The sequence below is a fragment of the Pseudomonas sp. GW822-FHT05A08 genome (genome assembly GCF_058800485.1).
Window position 1 is genome coordinate 2,009,359 of the sequence record NZ_CM179511.1, and the last position, 18,927, is coordinate 2,028,285.

15 protein-coding genes are annotated in these 18,927 nt (G+C 63.8%); all 15 read left to right on the forward strand.

Going from position 1 to position 18,927, the window contains the following annotated elements:
• The first annotated feature begins 211 nt into the window (after positions 1-211).
• A complete protein-coding gene (locus tag AC3RCP_RS09085) occupies positions 212-952 on the forward strand; it encodes a flagellar basal body rod protein FlgF (protein ID WP_007922703.1) in 741 nt (246 codons plus the stop codon).
• Between the two features lie 45 nt (positions 953-997).
• Positions 998-1,783 (forward strand): flagellar basal-body rod protein FlgG, encoded by a 786-nt coding sequence (gene flgG / locus AC3RCP_RS09090; RefSeq protein ID WP_025805167.1) that lies wholly within the window; start codon positions 998-1,000, stop codon positions 1,781-1,783.
• 51 nt (positions 1,784-1,834) lie between these two features.
• Entirely contained in the window at positions 1,835-2,530 is a 696-nt protein-coding gene (gene flgH, locus AC3RCP_RS09095; protein WP_007922701.1) for a flagellar basal body L-ring protein FlgH, read from the forward strand.
• 27 nt (positions 2,531-2,557) lie between these two features.
• Positions 2,558-3,646: a flagellar basal body P-ring protein FlgI gene (locus AC3RCP_RS09100; RefSeq protein ID WP_101339397.1), complete on the forward strand. Its 1,089-nt coding sequence runs from the start codon at positions 2,558-2,560 to the stop codon at positions 3,644-3,646.
• 10 nt (positions 3,647-3,656) lie between these two features.
• A complete protein-coding gene (gene flgJ / locus AC3RCP_RS09105; RefSeq protein WP_101337152.1) occupies positions 3,657-4,937 on the forward strand; it encodes a flagellar assembly peptidoglycan hydrolase FlgJ in 1,281 nt (426 codons plus the stop codon).
• A 10-nt stretch (positions 4,938-4,947) separates the two neighbouring features.
• A complete protein-coding gene (gene flgK, locus AC3RCP_RS09110) occupies positions 4,948-6,999 on the forward strand; it encodes a flagellar hook-associated protein FlgK (protein WP_101337153.1) in 2,052 nt (683 codons plus the stop codon).
• 13 nt (positions 7,000-7,012) lie between these two features.
• Positions 7,013-8,587: a flagellar hook-associated protein 3 gene (locus tag AC3RCP_RS09115; protein WP_101337154.1), complete on the forward strand. Its 1,575-nt coding sequence runs from the start codon at positions 7,013-7,015 to the stop codon at positions 8,585-8,587.
• Between the two features lie 120 nt (positions 8,588-8,707).
• A complete protein-coding gene (locus tag AC3RCP_RS09120) occupies positions 8,708-12,280 on the forward strand; it encodes a glycosyltransferase (RefSeq protein WP_492569665.1) in 3,573 nt (1,190 codons plus the stop codon).
• Positions 12,281-12,598: 318 nt separating this feature from the next.
• Positions 12,599-13,372, forward strand: a complete 774-nt coding sequence (gene rfbF / locus AC3RCP_RS09125) for a glucose-1-phosphate cytidylyltransferase (protein WP_007922676.1) — start codon at positions 12,599-12,601, stop codon at positions 13,370-13,372.
• A complete protein-coding gene (gene rfbG / locus AC3RCP_RS09130) occupies positions 13,354-14,436 on the forward strand; it encodes a CDP-glucose 4,6-dehydratase (protein ID WP_101337156.1) in 1,083 nt (360 codons plus the stop codon). The genes rfbF and rfbG overlap by 19 nt, the downstream gene beginning before the upstream one ends.
• Complete coding sequence (locus tag AC3RCP_RS09135; RefSeq protein WP_101337157.1) at positions 14,433-14,993, forward strand: dTDP-4-dehydrorhamnose 3,5-epimerase family protein; 561 nt, start codon at positions 14,433-14,435, stop codon at positions 14,991-14,993. Before rfbG ends, AC3RCP_RS09135 begins: the two co-directional genes overlap by 4 nt.
• Positions 14,990-16,216, forward strand: coding sequence for a class I SAM-dependent methyltransferase (locus AC3RCP_RS09140; protein WP_101337158.1), 1,227 nt, complete (start codon positions 14,990-14,992; stop codon positions 16,214-16,216). Before AC3RCP_RS09135 ends, AC3RCP_RS09140 begins: the two co-directional genes overlap by 4 nt.
• A 5-nt stretch (positions 16,217-16,221) precedes the next feature.
• A complete protein-coding gene (locus AC3RCP_RS09145; RefSeq protein ID WP_178081097.1) occupies positions 16,222-17,079 on the forward strand; it encodes an NAD-dependent epimerase/dehydratase family protein in 858 nt (285 codons plus the stop codon).
• Positions 17,069-18,139, forward strand: a complete 1,071-nt coding sequence (locus tag AC3RCP_RS09150) for a class I SAM-dependent methyltransferase (RefSeq protein WP_007922662.1) — start codon at positions 17,069-17,071, stop codon at positions 18,137-18,139. Before AC3RCP_RS09145 ends, AC3RCP_RS09150 begins: the two co-directional genes overlap by 11 nt.
• A gap of 19 nt (positions 18,140-18,158) precedes the next feature.
• A complete protein-coding gene (locus AC3RCP_RS09155; RefSeq protein ID WP_101337160.1) occupies positions 18,159-18,896 on the forward strand; it encodes a cephalosporin hydroxylase family protein in 738 nt (245 codons plus the stop codon).
• Positions 18,897-18,927: the final 31 nt, after the last annotated feature.

The window sequence follows — 18,927 nt, forward strand, 5'->3', positions numbered from 1 at the left end:
AGGGGAGTGCCCTGGAGGCCGAGGCTTGCCGTAAGCGGCATGTCTGCGCCGGTTTTTCGTCTTTGACACAATCCGCCGATTCCCTTCGAACGCCCTCAAGTTCCCGGATTTCCTGCCTTCGGCCGTCCGAAAAACAAGTTGGTGCGCTTATTGCTTATGGCTCAGCAGTACAGCGGTGGACGGCAAACGTCCGACATGCAGAGGAAAGACTGTGGACAAGTACCTTTATGTGGCCATGACCGGTGCCAGCCAGAATGCGCTGGCGCAAAAGGCGCATGCCAACAACCTGGCGAACATCTCCACCAACGGTTTCCAGCGCGACCTGGAGCAGGCGCGTTCGATGCCGGTGTTTGGTGACAGCTTTCCGGCGCGGGCCTTTGCCATGTCCGAACGGCCGGCTACCGATTTCACCCCGGGCTCGCTGGTGGAAACCGGTCGCGACCTCGACGTGGCGGTCAGCGGCAATGGCTGGATCGCCGTGCAGACCCCGGAGGGCGGTGAAAGCTACGTGCGCACCGGCAGCCTGAACATCGACGCCCTGGGCGTGCTGCGCGCCGGCAACGGCATGCCGGTGATCGGCAACGGCGGCCCGATCGCCGTGCCGCCGGAGCAGCAGGTGGAAGTCGGCCAGGACGGCACCATCAGCATCCGCGCCATGGGCGAAGGCCCACGGGTGATGGCCGAGGTCGACCGCATCAAGCTGGTCAACCCGGACCTGAAGAACATGACCAAGGGTCTGGACGGTTCGATCCATACCAAGGACGGCCAGCCGGCAGCGGCTGACGCCAATGTGCAACTGGTCTCGGGATTCCTCGAGTCGAGCAACGTCAATGCGGTCGAGGAAATGACCTCGGTGCTGGCGCTCTCCAAGCAGTTCGAGCTGCACATCAAGATGATGAACACCGCCAAAGAAGACGACCAGGCCATGGCTCGGGTCTTGCAGATCAGCTAATTACCAGTACGTCGCGCCGTAAAACAGGCGCACGAGGAGAATCGAATGCTTCCGGCTCTGTGGGTTGCCAAAACAGGTCTGTCCGCCCAGGACACTAACCTGACCACCATTTCCAACAACCTGGCGAACGTTTCGACCACGGGTTTCAAACGTGATCGCGCCGAGTTCCAGGACCTGCTGTATCAGATCAAGCGTCAGCCTGGCGCCCAGTCGACCCAGGACAGCGAGCTGCCGTCGGGCCTGCAACTGGGTACCGGTGTGCGCATCGTCGGCACCCAGAAGAACTTCACCGCCGGCAGCCTGCAGACCACCGAGCAGCCGCTGGACATGGCCATCAACGGCCGCGGTTTCTTCCAGATCCTGCAACCGGACGGCACCACGTCCTACACCCGTGACGGCACCTTTCACCTGGATTCCAACGGCCAGATCGTCACCGCCAACGGCTTCACGCTGGAGCCGGCGATCGTTGTGCCGAACGACGCCCAGACCTTCACCGTGGGCCAGGACGGCACCGTCTCGATCACCACAGCCGGCAACCCGGCCTCGCAAGTGATCGGCAACCTGCAGACCGCTGACTTCATCAACCCGGCCGGCCTGCAAGCGACGGGCAACAACCTGTTCCTGGAAACCGCCGCCAGCGGCGCGCCGCAAGTCGGTACCCCGGGCCTCAACGGTTTCGGCACCACCCTGCAGAACACCCTGGAAACCTCCAACGTCAGCACCGTTGAGGAGATGGTCAACATGATCACCACCCAGCGTGCCTACGAGATGAACTCCAAGGTGATCTCCACCGCCGACCAGATGCTCTCGTTCGTCACGCAGAATCTGTAATCAAGTCCTGGGGCGGCCCAGCGGCCGCCTGCAACACCATGAGGTAGGGTCATGAATCGCTTTGTATCTGTTCTCGCACTGAGTGGGTTCGTCGTACTCGGAGGCTGCGTGGCCCCGACGCCGAAGCCCAATGACCCGTATTACGCTCCGGTGTTGCCACGTACTCCGTTGCCGGCTGCGGCCAACAACGGCTCGATCTACCAGGCCGGCTTCGAGCAGAACCTCTACAGCGACCGCAAGGCGTTCCGCGTGGGCGACATCATCACCATCACCCTCAACGAGCGGACCCAGGCGAGCAAGAATGCCAACTCGCAGGTCGACAAAAACAGCAAGACCGGCATCGGCCTGACCTCGTTTTTCGGTGGCGGCCTGAGCACCAATAACCCGGTGGGCGGCGGCGACCTGAGCCTGGACGTCGGTTACAGCGGCGACCGGGCCACCAAGGGCGACAGCAAGTCCGGCCAGAGCAACAGCCTGACCGGTTCGATCACCGTGACGGTGGCCGACGTGCTGCCCAACGGCATCATCGCCGTGCGCGGCGAGAAGTGGCTGACCCTCAACACCGGCGACGAGCTGGTGCGCATTGCCGGCCTGGTGCGCGCCGACGATATCGCCACCGACAACACGGTTTCCTCGACCCGCGTCGCCGACGCCCGCATCACCTATTCGGGCACCGGTGCCTTTGCCGATGCGAGCCAGCCGGGCTGGTTCGACCGTTTCTTCCTCAGCCCGCTGTTCCCTTTCTAGGTGGCTACGTTGAATTTCAAACGCCTCATGCTGGCTGCGCTGTTGCTTTCGGCAGCCTGCCACGCTCAAGCCGAACGGCTGAAGGACATCGCCAGCATTTCCGGCGTGCGTTCCAACCAGTTGATCGGCTACGGCCTGGTGGTCGGGCTTAACGGCACCGGCGACCAGACGACCCAGACACCCTTCACCCTGCAGACCTTCAACAACATGCTGTCGCAGTTCGGCATCAAGGTGCCGCCGGGCTCCGGCAATGTGCAGTTGAAGAACGTCGCGGCGGTATCGGTGAGCGCCGATCTGCCAGCGTTCGCCAAGCCGGGGCAGCAGGTGGATATCACCGTGTCCTCCATCGGCAACTCCAAGAGCCTGCGCGGTGGCACCTTGCTGCTGACGCCACTCAAGGGGATCGACGGCAACGTCTACGCCATCGCCCAGGGCAACCTGGTGGTGGGCGGTTTCGACGCCGAGGGGCGTGACGGTTCGAAGATCACGGTCAACGTTCCGTCGGCCGGTCGCATCCCTGGCGGTGCCTCGGTGGAGCGCGCGGTACCGAGCGGTTTCAACCAGGGCAACAGCCTGACCCTGAACCTCAACCGTTCCGACTTCACCACCGCCAAGCGCATCGTCGACAAGATCAACGACATGCTCGGCCCGGGCGTGGCCCAGGCCATCGACGGCGGTTCGATTCGCGTTACCGCGCCGCTCGATCCGAGCCAGCGCGTCGACTATCTGTCGATCCTCGAGAACCTGGAAATCGATCCGGGGCAGGCGGTGGCCAAGGTCATCATCAACTCGCGCACCGGCACTATCGTCATCGGCCAGAACGTCAAGGTGTCGCCAGCCGCCGTGACTCACGGCAGCCTTACCGTGACCATCACCGAAGACCCGATCGTCAGCCAGCCTGGCCCGCTGTCCAGTGGCCAGACCGCGGTCGTGCCACGCTCGCGGGTCAACGCCGAACAGGAAGCCAAGCCGATGTTCAAGTTCGGCCCGGGCACCACCCTCGACGAAATCGTGCGTGCGGTGAACCAGGTCGGCGCGGCACCGGGCGACCTGATGGCGATCCTCGAAGCCTTGAAACAGGCCGGCGCGCTGCAAGCCGACCTGATCGTGATTTGAGGTAGGGGCCATGGATATTCGCAAGAGCGGTCTGGTCAGCAGCGGCGATTCGGGTTCCTACTCGGACCTCAACCGGCTTAACCAGCTCAAGGTCGGCGACAAGAACAGCGACGCCAACATGCGCAAGGTGGCGCAGGAGTTCGAGTCGCTGTTCCTCAACGAAATGCTCAAGTCCATGCGTTCGGCCACCGAAGCGCTGGGCAAGGACAACCCGCTCAACACGCCCGCGGCCAAGCAATACCAGGAAATGTACGACCAGCAGCTGGCGGTTTCCATGTCCCGCGAGGGTGGTGGCATCGGCCTGGCCGATGTGCTGATGCGCCAGATGTCGAAGAACAAATCTACTAATCCTGCCGCGGCGGCGACCCTGCCCGGCGCCCAGGCTGAAAAGGTCGCGCTGACTGAAAAGGTCGCGACACCAACCGCCATCGCTGCCGGCACCACCGCTTTGGGCGGGCCGTTGTCGCGGGTCAATGGTCAGCGCCCGTTGTGGGCGTCTCGTGCACTGGAACCGCAGCGCGCCGCCGACAGCGGTCCCCATAACGATATGGCGCTGCTCAATCAGCGGCGTATTTCCCTGCCGAGCAAGCTGACCGATCGCCTGCTGGCGGGCATCGTGCCGTCGGCCGACAGTGCCGCCGCCAACCGGACGGCCTTGCCGGAACGCACCACGGCCGCTACCGACGCGCTGGTCAAGAACAGCTCGCGCAGCTTTGCCGCGGTGCCCCACGGACGCATGCAGATCTACGGTCGCGCCGTGGCCCAGCCACCGTTGGCGCCGGCGAAGAAAGCCTTCAGCTCGGCGGACGAATTCGTCGCCACCATGCTGCCGATGGCGCAGCAGGCCGCCGACCGCATCGGTGTCGATCCGCGCTACCTGGTCGCCCAGGCCGCGCTGGAAACCGGCTGGGGCAAATCGGTGATGCGCCAGCAGGACGGCAGCAGCAGCCACAACCTGTTCGGCATCAAGGCCGGCAGCAGTTGGAAGGGCGACCAGGCGCGGGCGATCACCAGCGAATTCAGAAATGGCCAGATGGTCAAGGAGACGGCCGAGTTCCGTTCCTATGCCTCGTATCAGGACAGCTTCCACGACTTGGTGACCTTGTTGCAGAGCAATAATCGCTATCAAGAAGTGCTGAAGTCGGCCGATAACCCCGAACAGTTTGTACGCGAGTTGCAAAAGGCCGGGTATGCAACCGACCCGGACTACGCAAGCAAGATTTCGCAGATTGCCAAGCAGATGAAGAGCTACGAGAACTACGCTGCGGCGGGCGCTTCCACGAATTTATAAGGTCTGAATCATGAGTTTGCTCAATATCGGGATGTCGGGGCTGTCAGCCAGCCAAATGTCGTTGATGACCACGGGTAACAACATCGCCCACGCCGATACCGCCGGTTATTCGCGCCAGCAGACCGTGCAGGGCAGCAAGGCTTCGAACCAGTACGGCAATGTCTTCATCGGCAGCGGTACCACCCTGGCCGACGTGCGCCGGGTGTACAACAGCTATCTGGACGCCCAGCTGCAGACCACCACCTCGCTGAACAGCGATGCCGCCGCCTACCTGGGGCAGATCACCCCGGTGGACAAGCTGCTGTCGGACAGCGGCACCGGTATCACCGGCGCGCTGACCAAGTTCTTTGCCTCGATGCAGAACGTCAACGCCAAGCCGACCGACGACGCCTCGCGCCAATTGCTGCTCAGCGATGCGCAGGCCCTGAGCAACCGCTTCAACTCGGTTTCCAGCCAATTGAACGAGCAGAACGCCAACATCAACGGCAACCTGAGCAGCATGGCTGACCAGGTCAACAAGCTGGCGGCCACTGTCGCCCTGCTGAACCAGAAGATTTCCGAAGTCTCCGGTGGCGGCGGCATGCCCAACAACCTGCTTGACGAGCGCAACGAGACGCTGCGCCAGCTGTCGCAGTTCGTCAAGGTGGATGTCTCGGAGCGCGGCTCGAGCGTCGACCTGTACCTGGGCAGCGGCCAGCCGCTGGTCGTGGGTAACACCACCAGCAAGCTGGAAGTGGTCGCCGGCAAGACCGACCCGACCCGTTCCTCGCTGCAGCTCAATCGCGGCTCGAGCACTATCGATGTGACCTCGGTGGTCACCGGTGGCGAGATCGGCGGCCTGCTGCGCTATCGCAACGAGGTGCTGGACCCGGCGATGAACGAACTGGGGCGCGTGGCCCTGGTAATCGCCGACCAGGTCAACAGCCAGCTCGGACAAGGTATCGACAAGAACGGCGAGTTCGGCGCGGCACTGTTCAACAACATCAACAGTGCGGCCCTGATCAGCCAGCGCAGCATTGCCAACGGCAACAACAGCGCAGGCTCGGGCAACCTCGACGTGACCATCAAGGACACCGGCAAGCTGACCATCAGCGACTACCAGGTGACCTTCACCAGCGCCACCGACTACACGGTCAAGCGCTCCGACGGCACCAGCCTGGGCGCGTTCAGCACCACCACCACGCCGCCACCGGTGATCGACGGTTTCACCCTGAGCCTCAACGGCGGGGCGATGAGCGCCGGCGACAGTTTCAAGATCACCCCGACCCGTAACGCGGCCACCACTATCAAGACCGAGCTGACCGACGCCAAGCGCCTGGCCATCGCCGCGCCGCTGAATGCCGAGGTACTGCCGGGGGCCACCGGTTCGCTGAGTATTCCGGGCCTGCCGACAGTCAAGCCGGCGCTGGACATCTACAACTCGGCCGCCAAAACCGAGATGCAGACCGCGATCAAGAATTCGGTACCGGTCAAGCTGGTCTTCGACGCCCCCGCGGGCGGCAGCCAGGGCTACAAATACTACGATGCCAAGGGCACGTTGATGGGCACCGGTTCGATCGTCCCGGGGCAGAACAACACCCTGAACCTGCAGATCAAGATGGTCGATGCCAGCGGCAACCCGATCACCGACGGCGGCACACCGCCGGTGCAGAAAACCTTCACCGTGGAAATGAGCGTCGCCGGTTCGCCGAAGGAAGGCGAAGGGCTGAACGTCAAGTTCAACGGCGCCGGTTCCACCGACAACCGCAACGGCACCGCCCTGGCGGGCCTGCAGAGCAAGCAGACGGTGGATACCGGTTCGGCCAGCAAGGGCATCACCCTGGTCGATGCCTACGGCAAGCTGGTGGAGAACGTCGGTGCCAAGGCCAGCCAGGGCAAGCTCGACAGCGCGGCCACCGAGACGATCCTGGCCAACGCCAAGGGCGCGCGGGATTCGTTGTCCGGGGTCGACCTGGATCAAGAAACCGGCAACCTGGTCAAGTACCAGCAGTACTACACCGCGTCCTCGCAGATCATCAAGGCGGCGCAGGAAACCTTCGCCACCCTGATCAACAGCCTTTAAGGAGTCGTAGTCCATGCGTATTTCCACCGCCCAGTTTTACGAGTCCTCGGCTGCCAACTACCAGAAGAACTTCGCCAATGCGGTCAAGAGCAGCGAAGAGGCCAGCAGCCTGATTCGCGTCAACACCGCGGCCGACGATCCGGTAGGCGCCTCGCGCCTGCTGCAACTGGGCCAGCAGGCTTCGCTGCTGAGCCAGTATTCGGCCAACACCACCTCGATCAAAGCGTCCCTGGGCCAGGCCGAATCGGTCCTGACCAGCATCACCAGCGTTCTGGCGCGTGCCCAGGAACTGGCGAGCGGAGCCGGCAACGCCGGTTACACTGACGCCGACCGCAAGGCCAACGCCGCCGAGCTGGCGCAGATCGAAGAGCAGCTGTTGAGCCTGATGAATACCCAGGATGAAAACGGCAAGTACATTTTTGCCGGCTCCCAGGGCGACACCGTGCCGTTCACCCGCAACTCCGACGGCACCTACAGTTACAACGGTGACCAGACCACGCTGAACCTGCCGGTGGGCGACACTATGTCCATGGCCACCAACACCACTGGCTGGGCCGCCTTCCAGCAAGCCATCAACACCAGCCGCAGCCAGGTCAGCATGACCGCTCCGGCGGTGGATGATGGCCGGGTGACGCTGTCCAACGGCCAGGTGTCTTCGAATCCGAAGTACAACAGCGAGTTCCGCAGCGGCGAGCCGTACACCATCAGCTTCCTCAGCAGTACTCAGTTCAAGATCACCGACAGCGCCGGCAACGACGTGACATCCGAGGCCAGCCAGAATGGCTCCTTCAGCTCCAGCAAAGGCGCAGAAGCGCAGACCGTCAGTTTCCGCGGCGTCGATCTGCGTTTGAGCATCAACCTGAAACCCGGCGATGCTACCCCCCCGAACACGGAGATCGCCGGTCACAGCTTCACCCTGGCGGCCAAGCCCGATTCCTTCAACGTCTCACGCAGTCCGGGCAACCCGTCGACCGCGGTAGTCACTGGTGCCAGCGTCAGCAACAGCAACGCCTACAACGCCAGCTTCCCGAGCGGTGGTGCGATCCTCAAGTTCACCAGCGCCACCGACTACGAGCTGTACGCGTCGCCGTTGACCGCCGACAGCAAGCCGGTTTCCACCGGCACCATGGCCGGCTCCACTGCCACGGCGTCTGGCGTGGGCTTCACCTTCAGCGGTACGCCGGCGGCGGGCGACCAGTATGTGGTGGCGGTCAACAACCACCAGACCCAGAACGTCCTCGACACCATTAGCCAGCTGCGTACGGTGCTGGATACACCGACCAACGGTGATCCGATCGCCATCCAGAAACTCAACGCGGGGTTGCAGGCGGGGATGGCCAATCTGGCCAGCGGCGCCAACCAGGTGGCGAGCGCGGTCAGTGATATCGGTGGTCGGGGTTCGGCGCTGGAGATTCAGAACGAAACCAACCTGAGCCTGAGCTCGGCCAACACCCAGACCCAGTCGGCGATACGCGATTCCGACCCGGCCGAGGTGATGACCCGCCTGACCCTGCAACAGACCATGCTGCAAGCCTCGCAACTGGCCTTCAGCAAGATTGCCCAGCTGGGCCTGTTCAACAAGGTCTGAGCCTGAGTCCGGTCGCGCTCCTGTGAGCGCGGCCGCGCCGTCGAGCCGTCAACCGTCTTCATTAAGCGGTTCTGCGGCCCGCCTGACCAGGCCGGGCCCGCCGCTCGAGAGTTTCCCGTCGTGAATCAACACCCGCTAGTCAGCATCGTCATCCCTGCCTTCAATCCGCGCTTCTTCAGCCAGGCGTTCGAGAGTGCGCTGGCCCAGACCTGGGAGCGGGTCGAAATCGTCATCTGCGACGACTCGGCCGGTGATGAGATCCGTCAGGCGGTGGACGCCATCTCCGAGCCGCCCCATCCGGTGCGTTATCTGCGCAACCCACGGCGCCTGGGCATGCAGAAGAACCTGCTGCGCTGCGTCGAAGAGGCGCAGGGCGAGCTGATCAAGATTCTCTGCGATGACGACCGCCTGTTCGCCCCGAGCATTGCCATGCAGGCCCAGGTGCTGGTCGATCATCCCGAGATCAATCTGGTCTGCGGCTTGCGCATGATGAGCGACGCCGGCAACTTCATTCTGCCGCCGCGGGTCGAGAACGCCCGGTTGTCGCCGAATGACGCCATGCTCAAGGGCGACGACATGCTGGCGATCCTCGAGAGCACGCCGCGCAACTTCCTCGGCAATTTCAGTTCGACCCTGATGCGCCGCGCCGATGTGCTCGAGTTGCTGCCGGCCTTGACGCAAGAGGGCGCGGGGTTTGTCGCGCTGCTGGATCTGGCGCTGTTCGTGTGCCTGATGCGGCGTGGCAACCTGGCGCTACTCAACACCGTGCTGAGCACTGAGCGCCTGTATCCGGAACGCTTGAGCAAGCAGCCGGAAATGCAGCGGGCGGAGAAGCTTGAATGGGACTGGCTGGCGCAGATGCTCGCCGCGCGCAGCGGCGAGTCGGCCCCGGCCTCGGGCTGGGTGCGTTCTGTCGACCTGGCAAAAATGTCCGAGCCATCCTGGCGGTGGGACGAACTCTGCGTGACCCGGGTGCTCGGCAACCGCAACACCGTGGTCAGTGGTCGGGTCGGCGGCGAGAGCGAAAGTTATGCCGAGTTCTACCAGGAGTGGCTGGCGATCCGCTCTTTCTCCGAGACCGAGAAGCGCAATCTGCCGCAGCGAATCGGCAGCTGGCCGGTGCGACCGCAGATCGTGCCCATTGTGATCGACGTGGCTGCCGATGGCGTGGCCCTGGAGTCGACCTTGCAGAGCCTGGCGCAGCAGTTGTACGCGCCGCAGGCGATCCTGGTCCTGTCCGATGCCGAGTGCGCGGAGCACGAACGCGTGCTGCAACTGCCGCTGGAAACGCAGTGGCCACAGCAGCTCAATGCGCTGGTGCCGCAACTGGAAGGCTGCCACTGGTTTTACCTGCTGCGCGCCGGCGACACCCTGAAGGAATCGGCGCTGCTGATCCTCGCCGAGCGCATCGCCGGGATCCCGGGCGCCCTGTGCATCTACAGCGACGAAGGCGCGCTGGTCGACGGCGAATCCAGCGACCCGGTATTCAAGCCCGACTTCAACCTGGATCTGATGCGCGGCTATCCCTATGTCGGGCGGGCTCTGGCCTTCGAGCGCCAGCGCTTCATGGCCCTGGGCGGGTTCCAGGCGCATTTCGGCGAGCTGGCGCCCCACGATCTGCTGTGGCGTCTGGTAGAGGAAGCCGGGCCGCAAACCATCGAGCACATCGCCGAAATCCAGCTCGAATCGCTGTTCAACTATGCCGACTGGTTGTCGTTGCCCGAGGTGATCGAGGGCAATGCCGGGCTGGTCGGTGCGCATCTGGAACGCATCGGCGTGGAGCACCGGATCAGCCACGACGAGCTGCCACTGATCAACCACATCGACTATCTGCACTCGCGGCGGCCGCTGGTCTCGATCATCATCCAGGCCGGGGATTCGCTGGCAGCGCTGCAGCGTTGCACCGAGAGCCTGATCGAGAAGACCGCCTACAGCCATTACGAGATCCTGATCGTCGACAGTGGCAGCCGCGACCCGGCCATGGCGGACTGGTTGCAGGCCATGGCGCAACTGGGCGCGGACATGCTGCGGGTGCTGCGTTTTGCCGGTGCTGGCGGTTCGGCGGCAACTGGCAATTACGCGGCGCAACAGGCTCGTGGCGAATACCTGTTGCTGCTCAGCGCGAACAGCCTGATTGGCGCTGGCGACTGGCTGGACGAATTGCTCAATCATGCCCAGCGTCCGGAGGTCGGTGTGGTCGGTGCGCGGATGCTCGGCCTGGACGGTTCGATCATGCATGCCGGGTTGATTCTTGGCCTGGCCGGGGCGGCAAGCTCGCCGTTTTATGGCGAAGCCGCCAGCGCCCGCGGTTACATGCAGCGTCTGCAGGTGCCGCAGAGCTGGAGTGCGGTCAGCGGCGATTGCCTGATGGTGCGCAAGGAAGTGTTCGACAGCGTCGGTGGGCTCGACGAGGTCCATTACGTTTCCGGGCTGGGTGATGTCGACCTGTGCCTGCGGATCAATGACAACGGCTATCTGGTGGTCTGGACGCCGTATGCCAGCGTGCTGCTGACCGCCGCCCGCGAGGTATCGCAAGAGCCCGGGCAATTGGCCTTGCAGGAGCGCGAGCACGATACATTCTATCGTCGCTGGATGCCGAAAATCGCCCGCGACCCGGCGTACAACCCGGCGTTGAGCCTGGGCTACTCCAGTTTCAGTCTGGAGGCTGGCCTGCGCAATAACTGGAATCCGTTCTGTAGCCGCGCTGTGCCGCTGGTACTGGGTTTGCCGGTCAACAGTTCGGCGGTGGGCCACTATCGGGTCACGGCGCCGCTGGCCGAACTGGAGGCGACGGGCAGGCTGATCGGCCGGGTGGCCTATGAATCGCCCTCGACCGTGGAAATCGAGCGTATCGCCCCGGACTCGATCATCCTGCAATGCCGCTACAGCGACGGTGCGGTGAGCGACATCCTGCGCATGAAGAAGTATTCCAGTGCGCTGCGGGTCTTTGAACTCGACGACTATGTGGTCAGCGCGCCGAAGAAAAACACCCATGCGCGCAACCAGCCGCTGAATACCGAAGAGATGCTGCGCCAGGGCATAGCCCTGTGTGACCGCGTGGTGGTGACCACCCAGCCGCTGGCCGATGTCTTGTCGAGCATGCACAGCGATATCCGTGTGGTGCCGAACATGTTGCCGGCCGACCCCTGGGCTACCCTCACCAGCCGCCGCGGAACCTCCCGCAAGCCGCGGGTGGGCTGGGGCGGCGGCACCAGCCATACGGGCGACCTGGAAATCATCGCCGAGACAGTGCGCGAGCTGGCCAATGAAGTCGAGTGGGTGTTCTTCGGCATGTGCCCGGATGAGTTGCGGCCCTACGTGCATGAGTTCCACCCGGTGATAGGCCTGCAGGCCTATCCGTTCAAACTGGCCAGCCTCAATCTCGACCTGGCCCTGGCGCCGCTGGAGTTCCACATCTTCAACGACTGCAAGAGCAACCTGCGGCTCCTGGAATACGGCGCCTGCGGTTACCCGGTGATCTGCACCGACACCGAGGCCTATCGCGGCTACCTGCCGTGTACCAAGGTCGTAAGCAACAGCACCCAGGAATGGATCGGCGCGATCCGCATGCACCTGGCCGACCCCGAAGCCAGCTATCGCATGGGCGATGCGCTGCGCGAAGAAGTCTTGCGTGACTACATGCTGCGGGGCAACAACCTGAATCTGTGGATGCAGGGGTGGTTGCCGGATTGATCCGGGGCGGTAACTAAACAAGCCAGGCTTTCGATGCCTGGCTTTTTTATGGCGGCGATCGAGGGGGAGGGTGCGCCGGTTTTCTCGCTGCTGAAGGCGATCCTTGTGGCGTCGCCTTCCGGGTTCTCCACGGTGTCAGGGCCATGGGCCGGGACCCAGGAGCTGGCGCGTTTCCTGCAAGCCCCCTCGAAATCGCCATAAAACGAGCGCTTGCGTCAAACAGCGAAGCGCCGCCAACGGCACAAGGTTTTATCCAGAAGGCCCGCAAAAAGCTCGGTACAGCTTGGCAGAGCCCTGTGACGAACAAGAGGGGAGACGATGAAGGCAGTTATTTTGGCGGGTGGCCTGGGCACGCGCATCAGCGAGGAGTCCCATCTCAAGCCCAAGCCGATGATCGAGATTGGCGGCAAGCCAATTCTCTGGCACATCATGAAGCAGTACTCGGCCCACGGTATTCACGACTTCGTGATCTGCCTGGGCTACAAGGGGTACGCGATCAAGGATTTCTTCGCCAACTACTTTCTGCACACCTCCGACGTCACCTTCGACATGCGGGAAAACCGTATGGACGTTCATCAGAACTACAGCGAGCCCTGGCGCGTGACCCTGATCGACACCGGTGAGGAAACCATGACCGGTGGCCGTCTGCGTCGGGCCGGGCGCTACCTGGAGAACGAAGAAGCCTTCTGCTTTACCTACGGCGACGGCGTTTCCGACCTGAATATCGGCGCCCTGGTGGACTTCCACCTGGCCCATGGCAAGCACGCGACCGTCACCGCGGTGCAGCCGCCTGGCCGTTACGGCGCCCTGGAACGCGATGGCGACAGCGTCCTGGGCTTTACCGAAAAGCCCCGAGGTGACGGTGGCTGGATCAATGGCGGGTTCTTCGTGCTGTCGCCCAAGGTGTTGCCGCTGCTAACGGCCGACGACACGGTGTGGGAAGCCGAGCCGCTGACCACGCTGGCCGGGCAAGGCCAATTGCATGCCTTCCAGCACGACGGCTTCTGGCATCCGATGGACACCCTGCGTGACAAGAACCACCTGGAGCAACTCTGGCAGAGCGGGGAGGCCCCATGGAAGCAGTGGGACTGAGCGCGCAATTCTGGCGCGGCAAGCGGGTCCTGCTGACCGGCCACACCGGTTTCAAGGGCAGCTGGCTGACCCTGTGGCTGCACAGCCTGGGGGCCGAAGTCAGTGGCTTCTCCCTAGACCCTGCGACCGAGCCGAGCCTGTTCGAGCTGGCGCGGGTTGCCGAGGGTATCAACGACCAGCGTGGCGACCTGCGCGACCTTGGCGCCTTGCTGGAGCTGATCGCCGAGACGCAGCCGGAAATCGTCCTGCACCTGGCGGCGCAACCGTTGGTACGCGAGGGCTATCGCGACCCGCTGGGTACTTACTCCAGCAACGTGATGGGCACCCTGAACCTGCTGGAAGCGATCCGTCAGGTCGGCGGCGTGCGTGCCTGTGTGCTGGTGACCACCGACAAGGTCTACGCCAACCAGGAATGGCTGTGGCCCTACCGTGAAAACGAAGCCCTGGGCGGGCATGATCCCTACAGCAGCAGCAAGGCGTGCTGCGAGTTGCTGGCGCAGTCCTATGCCGCGTCGTTCTTCCCGGCCGACAAGTACGCCGAACACGGCCTGGCCCTGGCCACGGCGCGTGCCGGCAACGTACTGGGCGGCGGCGACTTTGCCCCGGAACGGCTGATCCCCGATGTGCTCAAGGCCTGGTCGGCCGACGAGCCGGTGACCCTGCGCTACCCGCAGGCGGTGCGCCCATGGCAGCACGCCCTGGAGCCACTGGCCGGCTACCTGCAACTGGCCGCCGGCCTCTACGAACAAGGGCCGCGGTTCGCCGGGGCCTGGAACTTCGGGCCAAGCGAAGCGGACATGTGCAGCGTCGGTGAAGTGGTCGAGTTGCTGGCCGCGCGCTGGCCGGCCGCCCCCGGGCTGCGGATCGAGCCGAGCGAGCTGCACGAAGCCGGCCTGTTGCGCCTGGACAGCAGCCGCGCACGCCAGCTGCTGGCCTGGCAACCGCGCTGGTCGCTGCAGCAATGCCTGGCGCAGACCCTGGACTGGCACCTGGCCTGGCAGCGTGGCGACGACATGCGCGCTGTGACCCTCGCTCAACTGAACCTGTACCGGGGCGCGCTGTGAGCGAGTTTTCCTTGAAACAGCTGCCGCTGGCCGGGCTGTTCAGCGTCCAGCACAAGCGCTTCGAAGATCAGCGCGGACATTTCGCCCGGCTGTTCTGCGAAGGCAGTCTGAGTGCATTCGGCAGCGAGTTTCATATCCGTCAGATCAACCATTCCTGTACCCGCGAGAAGGGCAGTGCGCGCGGCCTGCATTACCAGAACGCCAATGCGCCGGAAGCCAAGCTGATCACCTGCCTGCGCGGCGAGGTGTGGGATGTGGCGGTGGATCTGCGTCCGGACTCCGAGACCTTTCTGCACTGGCACGCCGAGCACCTGAAGGCCGGCGATGGCCGTAGCCTGCTGATCCCGGCCGGATTCGCCCACGGTTTTCAGACCCTCACCGACGACGCCGAGCTGCTCTACCTGCACAGCGCCGATTACACGCCGGAGCACGAGGGCGGTCTGTCGGTGAACGATCCACGGCTGGCGATTGCCTGGCCGTTGCCTGTCAATAATCTGTCGGCCCGGGATTCCAGCCATCCCGCGCTCGATCAACACTTTGCTGGAGTGCGTCTATGAACTGCCGTGGGTGCGCCGCACCGCTGAGCCTGCCGCTGATCGACCTCGGCACCTCGCCACCGTCCAACGCCTATGTGCATGCCGATCGTCTTGAACAGGCCGAGCAATGGGTGCCGCTGAAGGTCGCCGTGTGCCAGCAATGCTGGCTGGTACAGACCGAGGATTACACCAGCGCCGAAAGCCTGTTCGATGCCGAGTACGCCTATTTCAGTTCTTTCTCCAGCACTTGGCTGGCCCACGCCGAGCGCTATGTGGCCGAGATGGTCGAGCGCTTTGGCTTGATGGCTGACAGCCGTGTGGTGGAAGTCGCCGCCAACGACGGTTACCTGTTGCAGTACGTGGCCGCTCGCGGGATCAAGTGCCTGGGCGTCGAGCCGACCCGCAGCACCGCGCAAGCCGCGCGGGAAAAAGGCCTGGAGATTCGTGAGCTGTTCTTCGGTCGCGACACTGCCGCGCAGCTGAAAAACCAAGGCTGGGCCGCCGACCTGATGGCGGCCAACAATGTGCTGGCCCATGTACCGGACATCAACGATTTCCTCGGCGGTTTCGCGACGCTGCTCAAGCCGACCGGCGTGGCCACCTTCGAATTCCCGCAACTGCTGACGCTGATGGCCGGCGCGCAGTTCGACACGCTCTATCACGAACACTATTCCTATCTGTCGCTGACCGCCGTGCAGGCACTGTGCGAGCGCAACGGACTGGAAGTCTTCGACGTCAGTCAACTGACCACCCATGGCGGTTCGCTGCGGGTTTTCGTCCAGCGCAAGGACGGCGAACGCCGCGCCGTGCAACCGGCGGTGCAGCAGCAGTTGCAAACCGAGTTCGACGCGGGCGTGAAGACCCCCGAGTTCTACGCCACGCTGGCACCCGCTGCGGAACGCATCAAGCATGACCTGTTGCGCTTCCTGCTCCAGGCCAAGGCCGAAGGCAAGCGCGTGGTGGGTTATGGCGCCGCGGCCAAGGGCAACACCTTGCTCAATTACGCCGGGGTCAAGCCGGACTTGCTGGCCTGGGTCGCCGACGCCAGCCCGCACAAGCAGGGCAAGTTCCTGCCCGGCAGCAGGATTGCGGTGGTCGCGCCCGAGCGTATCGATAGCGAGCGCCCGGACTATGTGCTGGTGTTGCCGTGGAACCTGCTGTCGGAAGTCAGCGAGCAACTGGCCCACGTTCGCCAGTGGGGTGGGCGTTTCGTGATCGCCGTGCCCGAGTTGAAGCTGCTGTGAGTGGCCTGAAGGTACTGGTCACCGGGGCCAGCGGGTTTGTCGGCCGGCATCTGGTCGCCGCCTTGCTGGCCCGCGGCTGCCAGGTGCGGGCGCTGGCCCGTGACCCACAAAAGCTGGCCGCCATGCCCTGGGTTGGAGCGGTGGAGCGGGTGGCCGCGGACGTGCATGCCGCCGACACCGATATCGCCGCCCTGGTCGAGGGCGTCGATGCCCTGGCGCACCTGGCCTGGCCGGGGCTGCCGAATTACAAGGCGCTGTTCCACTTCGAGCACAACCTGATGGCCGACTACCGGTTTATCAAGGCCGCGGTCGAGGCGGGCGTGCCCCAGGTCATGATCACCGGCACCTGTTTCGAATACGGTATGCAGAGCGGTCCGCTCGACGAGCAGACGCCGGCGCAGCCGAGCAATCCCTATGGGTTGGCCAAGCACAGCCTGCGGCTGTTCCTGGAAAACCTGCAGCAGCAACTGCCTTTCACCCTGCAATGGGCGCGGCTGTTCTACCTGCATGGCGCCGGGCAGAACCCCAACAGCCTGCTGGCCGCCCTGGACCGGGCGATCGACGCCGGCGATGCGGTGTTCGACATGTCCGCCGGCGAACAGCTGCGCGATTACCTGGCCATCGAAGACGCCGCTGCCAGCCTGGCGGCGTTGCTGCAACGGCGGGATTTTTCCGGGGTGGTCAACTGTTCCAGCGGCCAGCCGATATCGGTTCGTGCGCTGGTCGAGCGACGGGTGCGCGAGCGCGGCTCGATGATCCGCCTGAACCTGGGGCATTACCCCTATCCCGCCCACGAACCCATGGCGTTCTGGGGGGCGAACGAGCGCCTGCAACAACTATTGGGAGCAGAACATGGGGCATGAGTTGTATCGGGTCATGGACCTGCCGGTGCTGCAGAATCGCACCTTCGCCGACGCGCAGAGCGCCAGGGCGTCGGCCTGTGCCGACATGGTGCTGGTGCAGGACGAGGAGAGCGGCCTGATCTTCAACCAGGCCTTCGACCCCGACAAGCTGAGCTACGACAGCGACTACCAGAACGAGCAGGCCCATTCGGCGCAGTTCCAGCGTCACCTGCTGGATGTCGAGGGCATCATCGCCCGGCATTTCAAGGGTCGCGAGCTGATCGAGGTCGGTTGCGGCAAGGGCTATTTCCTTGAGCTGCTGCGTGAGCGGGGCTATCGCATCACCGGCATCGACCCGGCCTACGAAGGCGATAACGCCGATGTGATCAAGGCGCCCTTTACCTCTGGCCTGGGCCTGTCGGCCGATGCCGTGGTGTTGCGCCATGTGCTGGAGCATATTGCCGACCCGCGGGCGTTCCTGGCACAGATGGCCGAGGCCAACCAGGGCGGGCAGATCTACATCGAAGTGCCGTGCTTCGACTGGATCGTCGAGCATCGCGCCTGGTTCGACGTGTTCTACGAGCACGTCAACTACTTCCGCCTGGACGACCTGCGCCGGATGTTCGGCACAGTGCACGAAGCCGGCCACCTGTTCGGCGGCCAGTACCTGTACGTGGTGGCCGACCTCGGCACCTTGCGCGAGCCCGGCGAGACGCCGGTCGAGCGCCTGAAGATGCCGCTGGATTTCACTGCCAGCCTCGAGCGGGCCAAGCAGATCATCCAGGCCCAACCCGAGGCGGGCTCGGCGATCTGGGGCGCGTCTTCCAAGGGTGTGATCTATTCGCTGTTCCTGCAGCGCGCGGGCGTTTCGGTGGACCAGGTGGTGGATATCAATCCGGCCAAGCAGGGCCGTTACCTGCCCCTGAGCGGCGCCCGCGTATCGTCCCCCGAAGAGGCCATGGCGACCTTGTCCGAGGGCGCTCACCTGTTTGTGATGAATTCCAACTATCTCGACGAAATCAAGCGCATGACCGATGGGCGTTATGTCTATCACGCAGTCGACAGCGCTTCGTTCAAATGACGTTTATTGAGACCCGACCATGACCGACAACAGCATTATCCAAGCCTTCGAAGCCGAGTGTCAGGAGCAGATCCGCGCCCAGGGCGAAGACCAGAAACTCAAGGGCCTGGCGCGCGACTTCTTCAACGAGTCCGCCGGCCACAAGTACAGCTATCACTTCTCCTGGATGGGCCGCCCGATCATCCAGCTGCCCCAGGACATGATGGCCATGCAGGAGATCATCTGGCGGGTCAAGCCGGACCTGGTGATCGAATGCGGCATCGCCCACGGCGGCTCGATCATCTACTACGCCTCGCTGCTCGAACTGCAGGGCCACGGCGAAGTGCTGGGCATCGACCTGGATATCCGCGCGCATAACCGCGAAGCCATCGAAAGCCATCCGATGAGCAAGCGCATTTCGATGATCGAAGGCTCGAGCATCGATCCGGCGATTGCCGCCAAGGTGCGCGCCGCCGCCGAAGGCAAAAAAGTGATTCTGGTACTCGACTCCAACCACACCCACGAGCACGTGCTCGAGGAGTTGCGTTTGTACGCGCCGCTGGTGTCGGTGGACAGCTACTGCGTGGTGATGGACACCGTGGTCGAGGACATGCCGGCGGACTTCTTCCCGGACCGTCCATGGGGCCCGGGCGACAACCCGAAAACCGCGGTCTGGGCCTACCTGGAAGAGAACCGCGACTTCGAGATCGACTACCAGATGCAGAACAAGCTGCTGATCACCGTGGCGCCGGATGGCTATCTGCGTCGCGTTCGTTGAATTCAATGGTTTGCAGGTAACAGCACTTTGC

Coding starts and splice junctions, on each gene's coding strand:
- AC3RCP_RS09155 (WP_101337160.1), top strand. CDS start 18,159: ATGACCGACAACAGCATTATCCAAGCCTTCGAAGCCGAGTGTCAGGAG.
- AC3RCP_RS09115 (WP_101337154.1), top strand. CDS start 7,013: ATGCGTATTTCCACCGCCCAGTTTTACGAGTCCTCGGCTGCCAACTAC.
- rfbG (WP_101337156.1), top strand. CDS start 13,354: ATGGAAGCAGTGGGACTGAGCGCGCAATTCTGGCGCGGCAAGCGGGTC.
- AC3RCP_RS09150 (WP_007922662.1), top strand. CDS start 17,069: ATGGGGCATGAGTTGTATCGGGTCATGGACCTGCCGGTGCTGCAGAAT.
- AC3RCP_RS09100 (WP_101339397.1), top strand. CDS start 2,558: ATGCTGGCTGCGCTGTTGCTTTCGGCAGCCTGCCACGCTCAAGCCGAA.
- AC3RCP_RS09140 (WP_101337158.1), top strand. CDS start 14,990: ATGAACTGCCGTGGGTGCGCCGCACCGCTGAGCCTGCCGCTGATCGAC.
- flgK (WP_101337153.1), top strand. CDS start 4,948: ATGAGTTTGCTCAATATCGGGATGTCGGGGCTGTCAGCCAGCCAAATG.
- flgJ (WP_101337152.1), top strand. CDS start 3,657: ATGGATATTCGCAAGAGCGGTCTGGTCAGCAGCGGCGATTCGGGTTCC.
- rfbF (WP_007922676.1), top strand. CDS start 12,599: ATGAAGGCAGTTATTTTGGCGGGTGGCCTGGGCACGCGCATCAGCGAG.
- flgG (WP_025805167.1), top strand. CDS start 998: ATGCTTCCGGCTCTGTGGGTTGCCAAAACAGGTCTGTCCGCCCAGGAC.
- flgH (WP_007922701.1), top strand. CDS start 1,835: ATGAATCGCTTTGTATCTGTTCTCGCACTGAGTGGGTTCGTCGTACTC.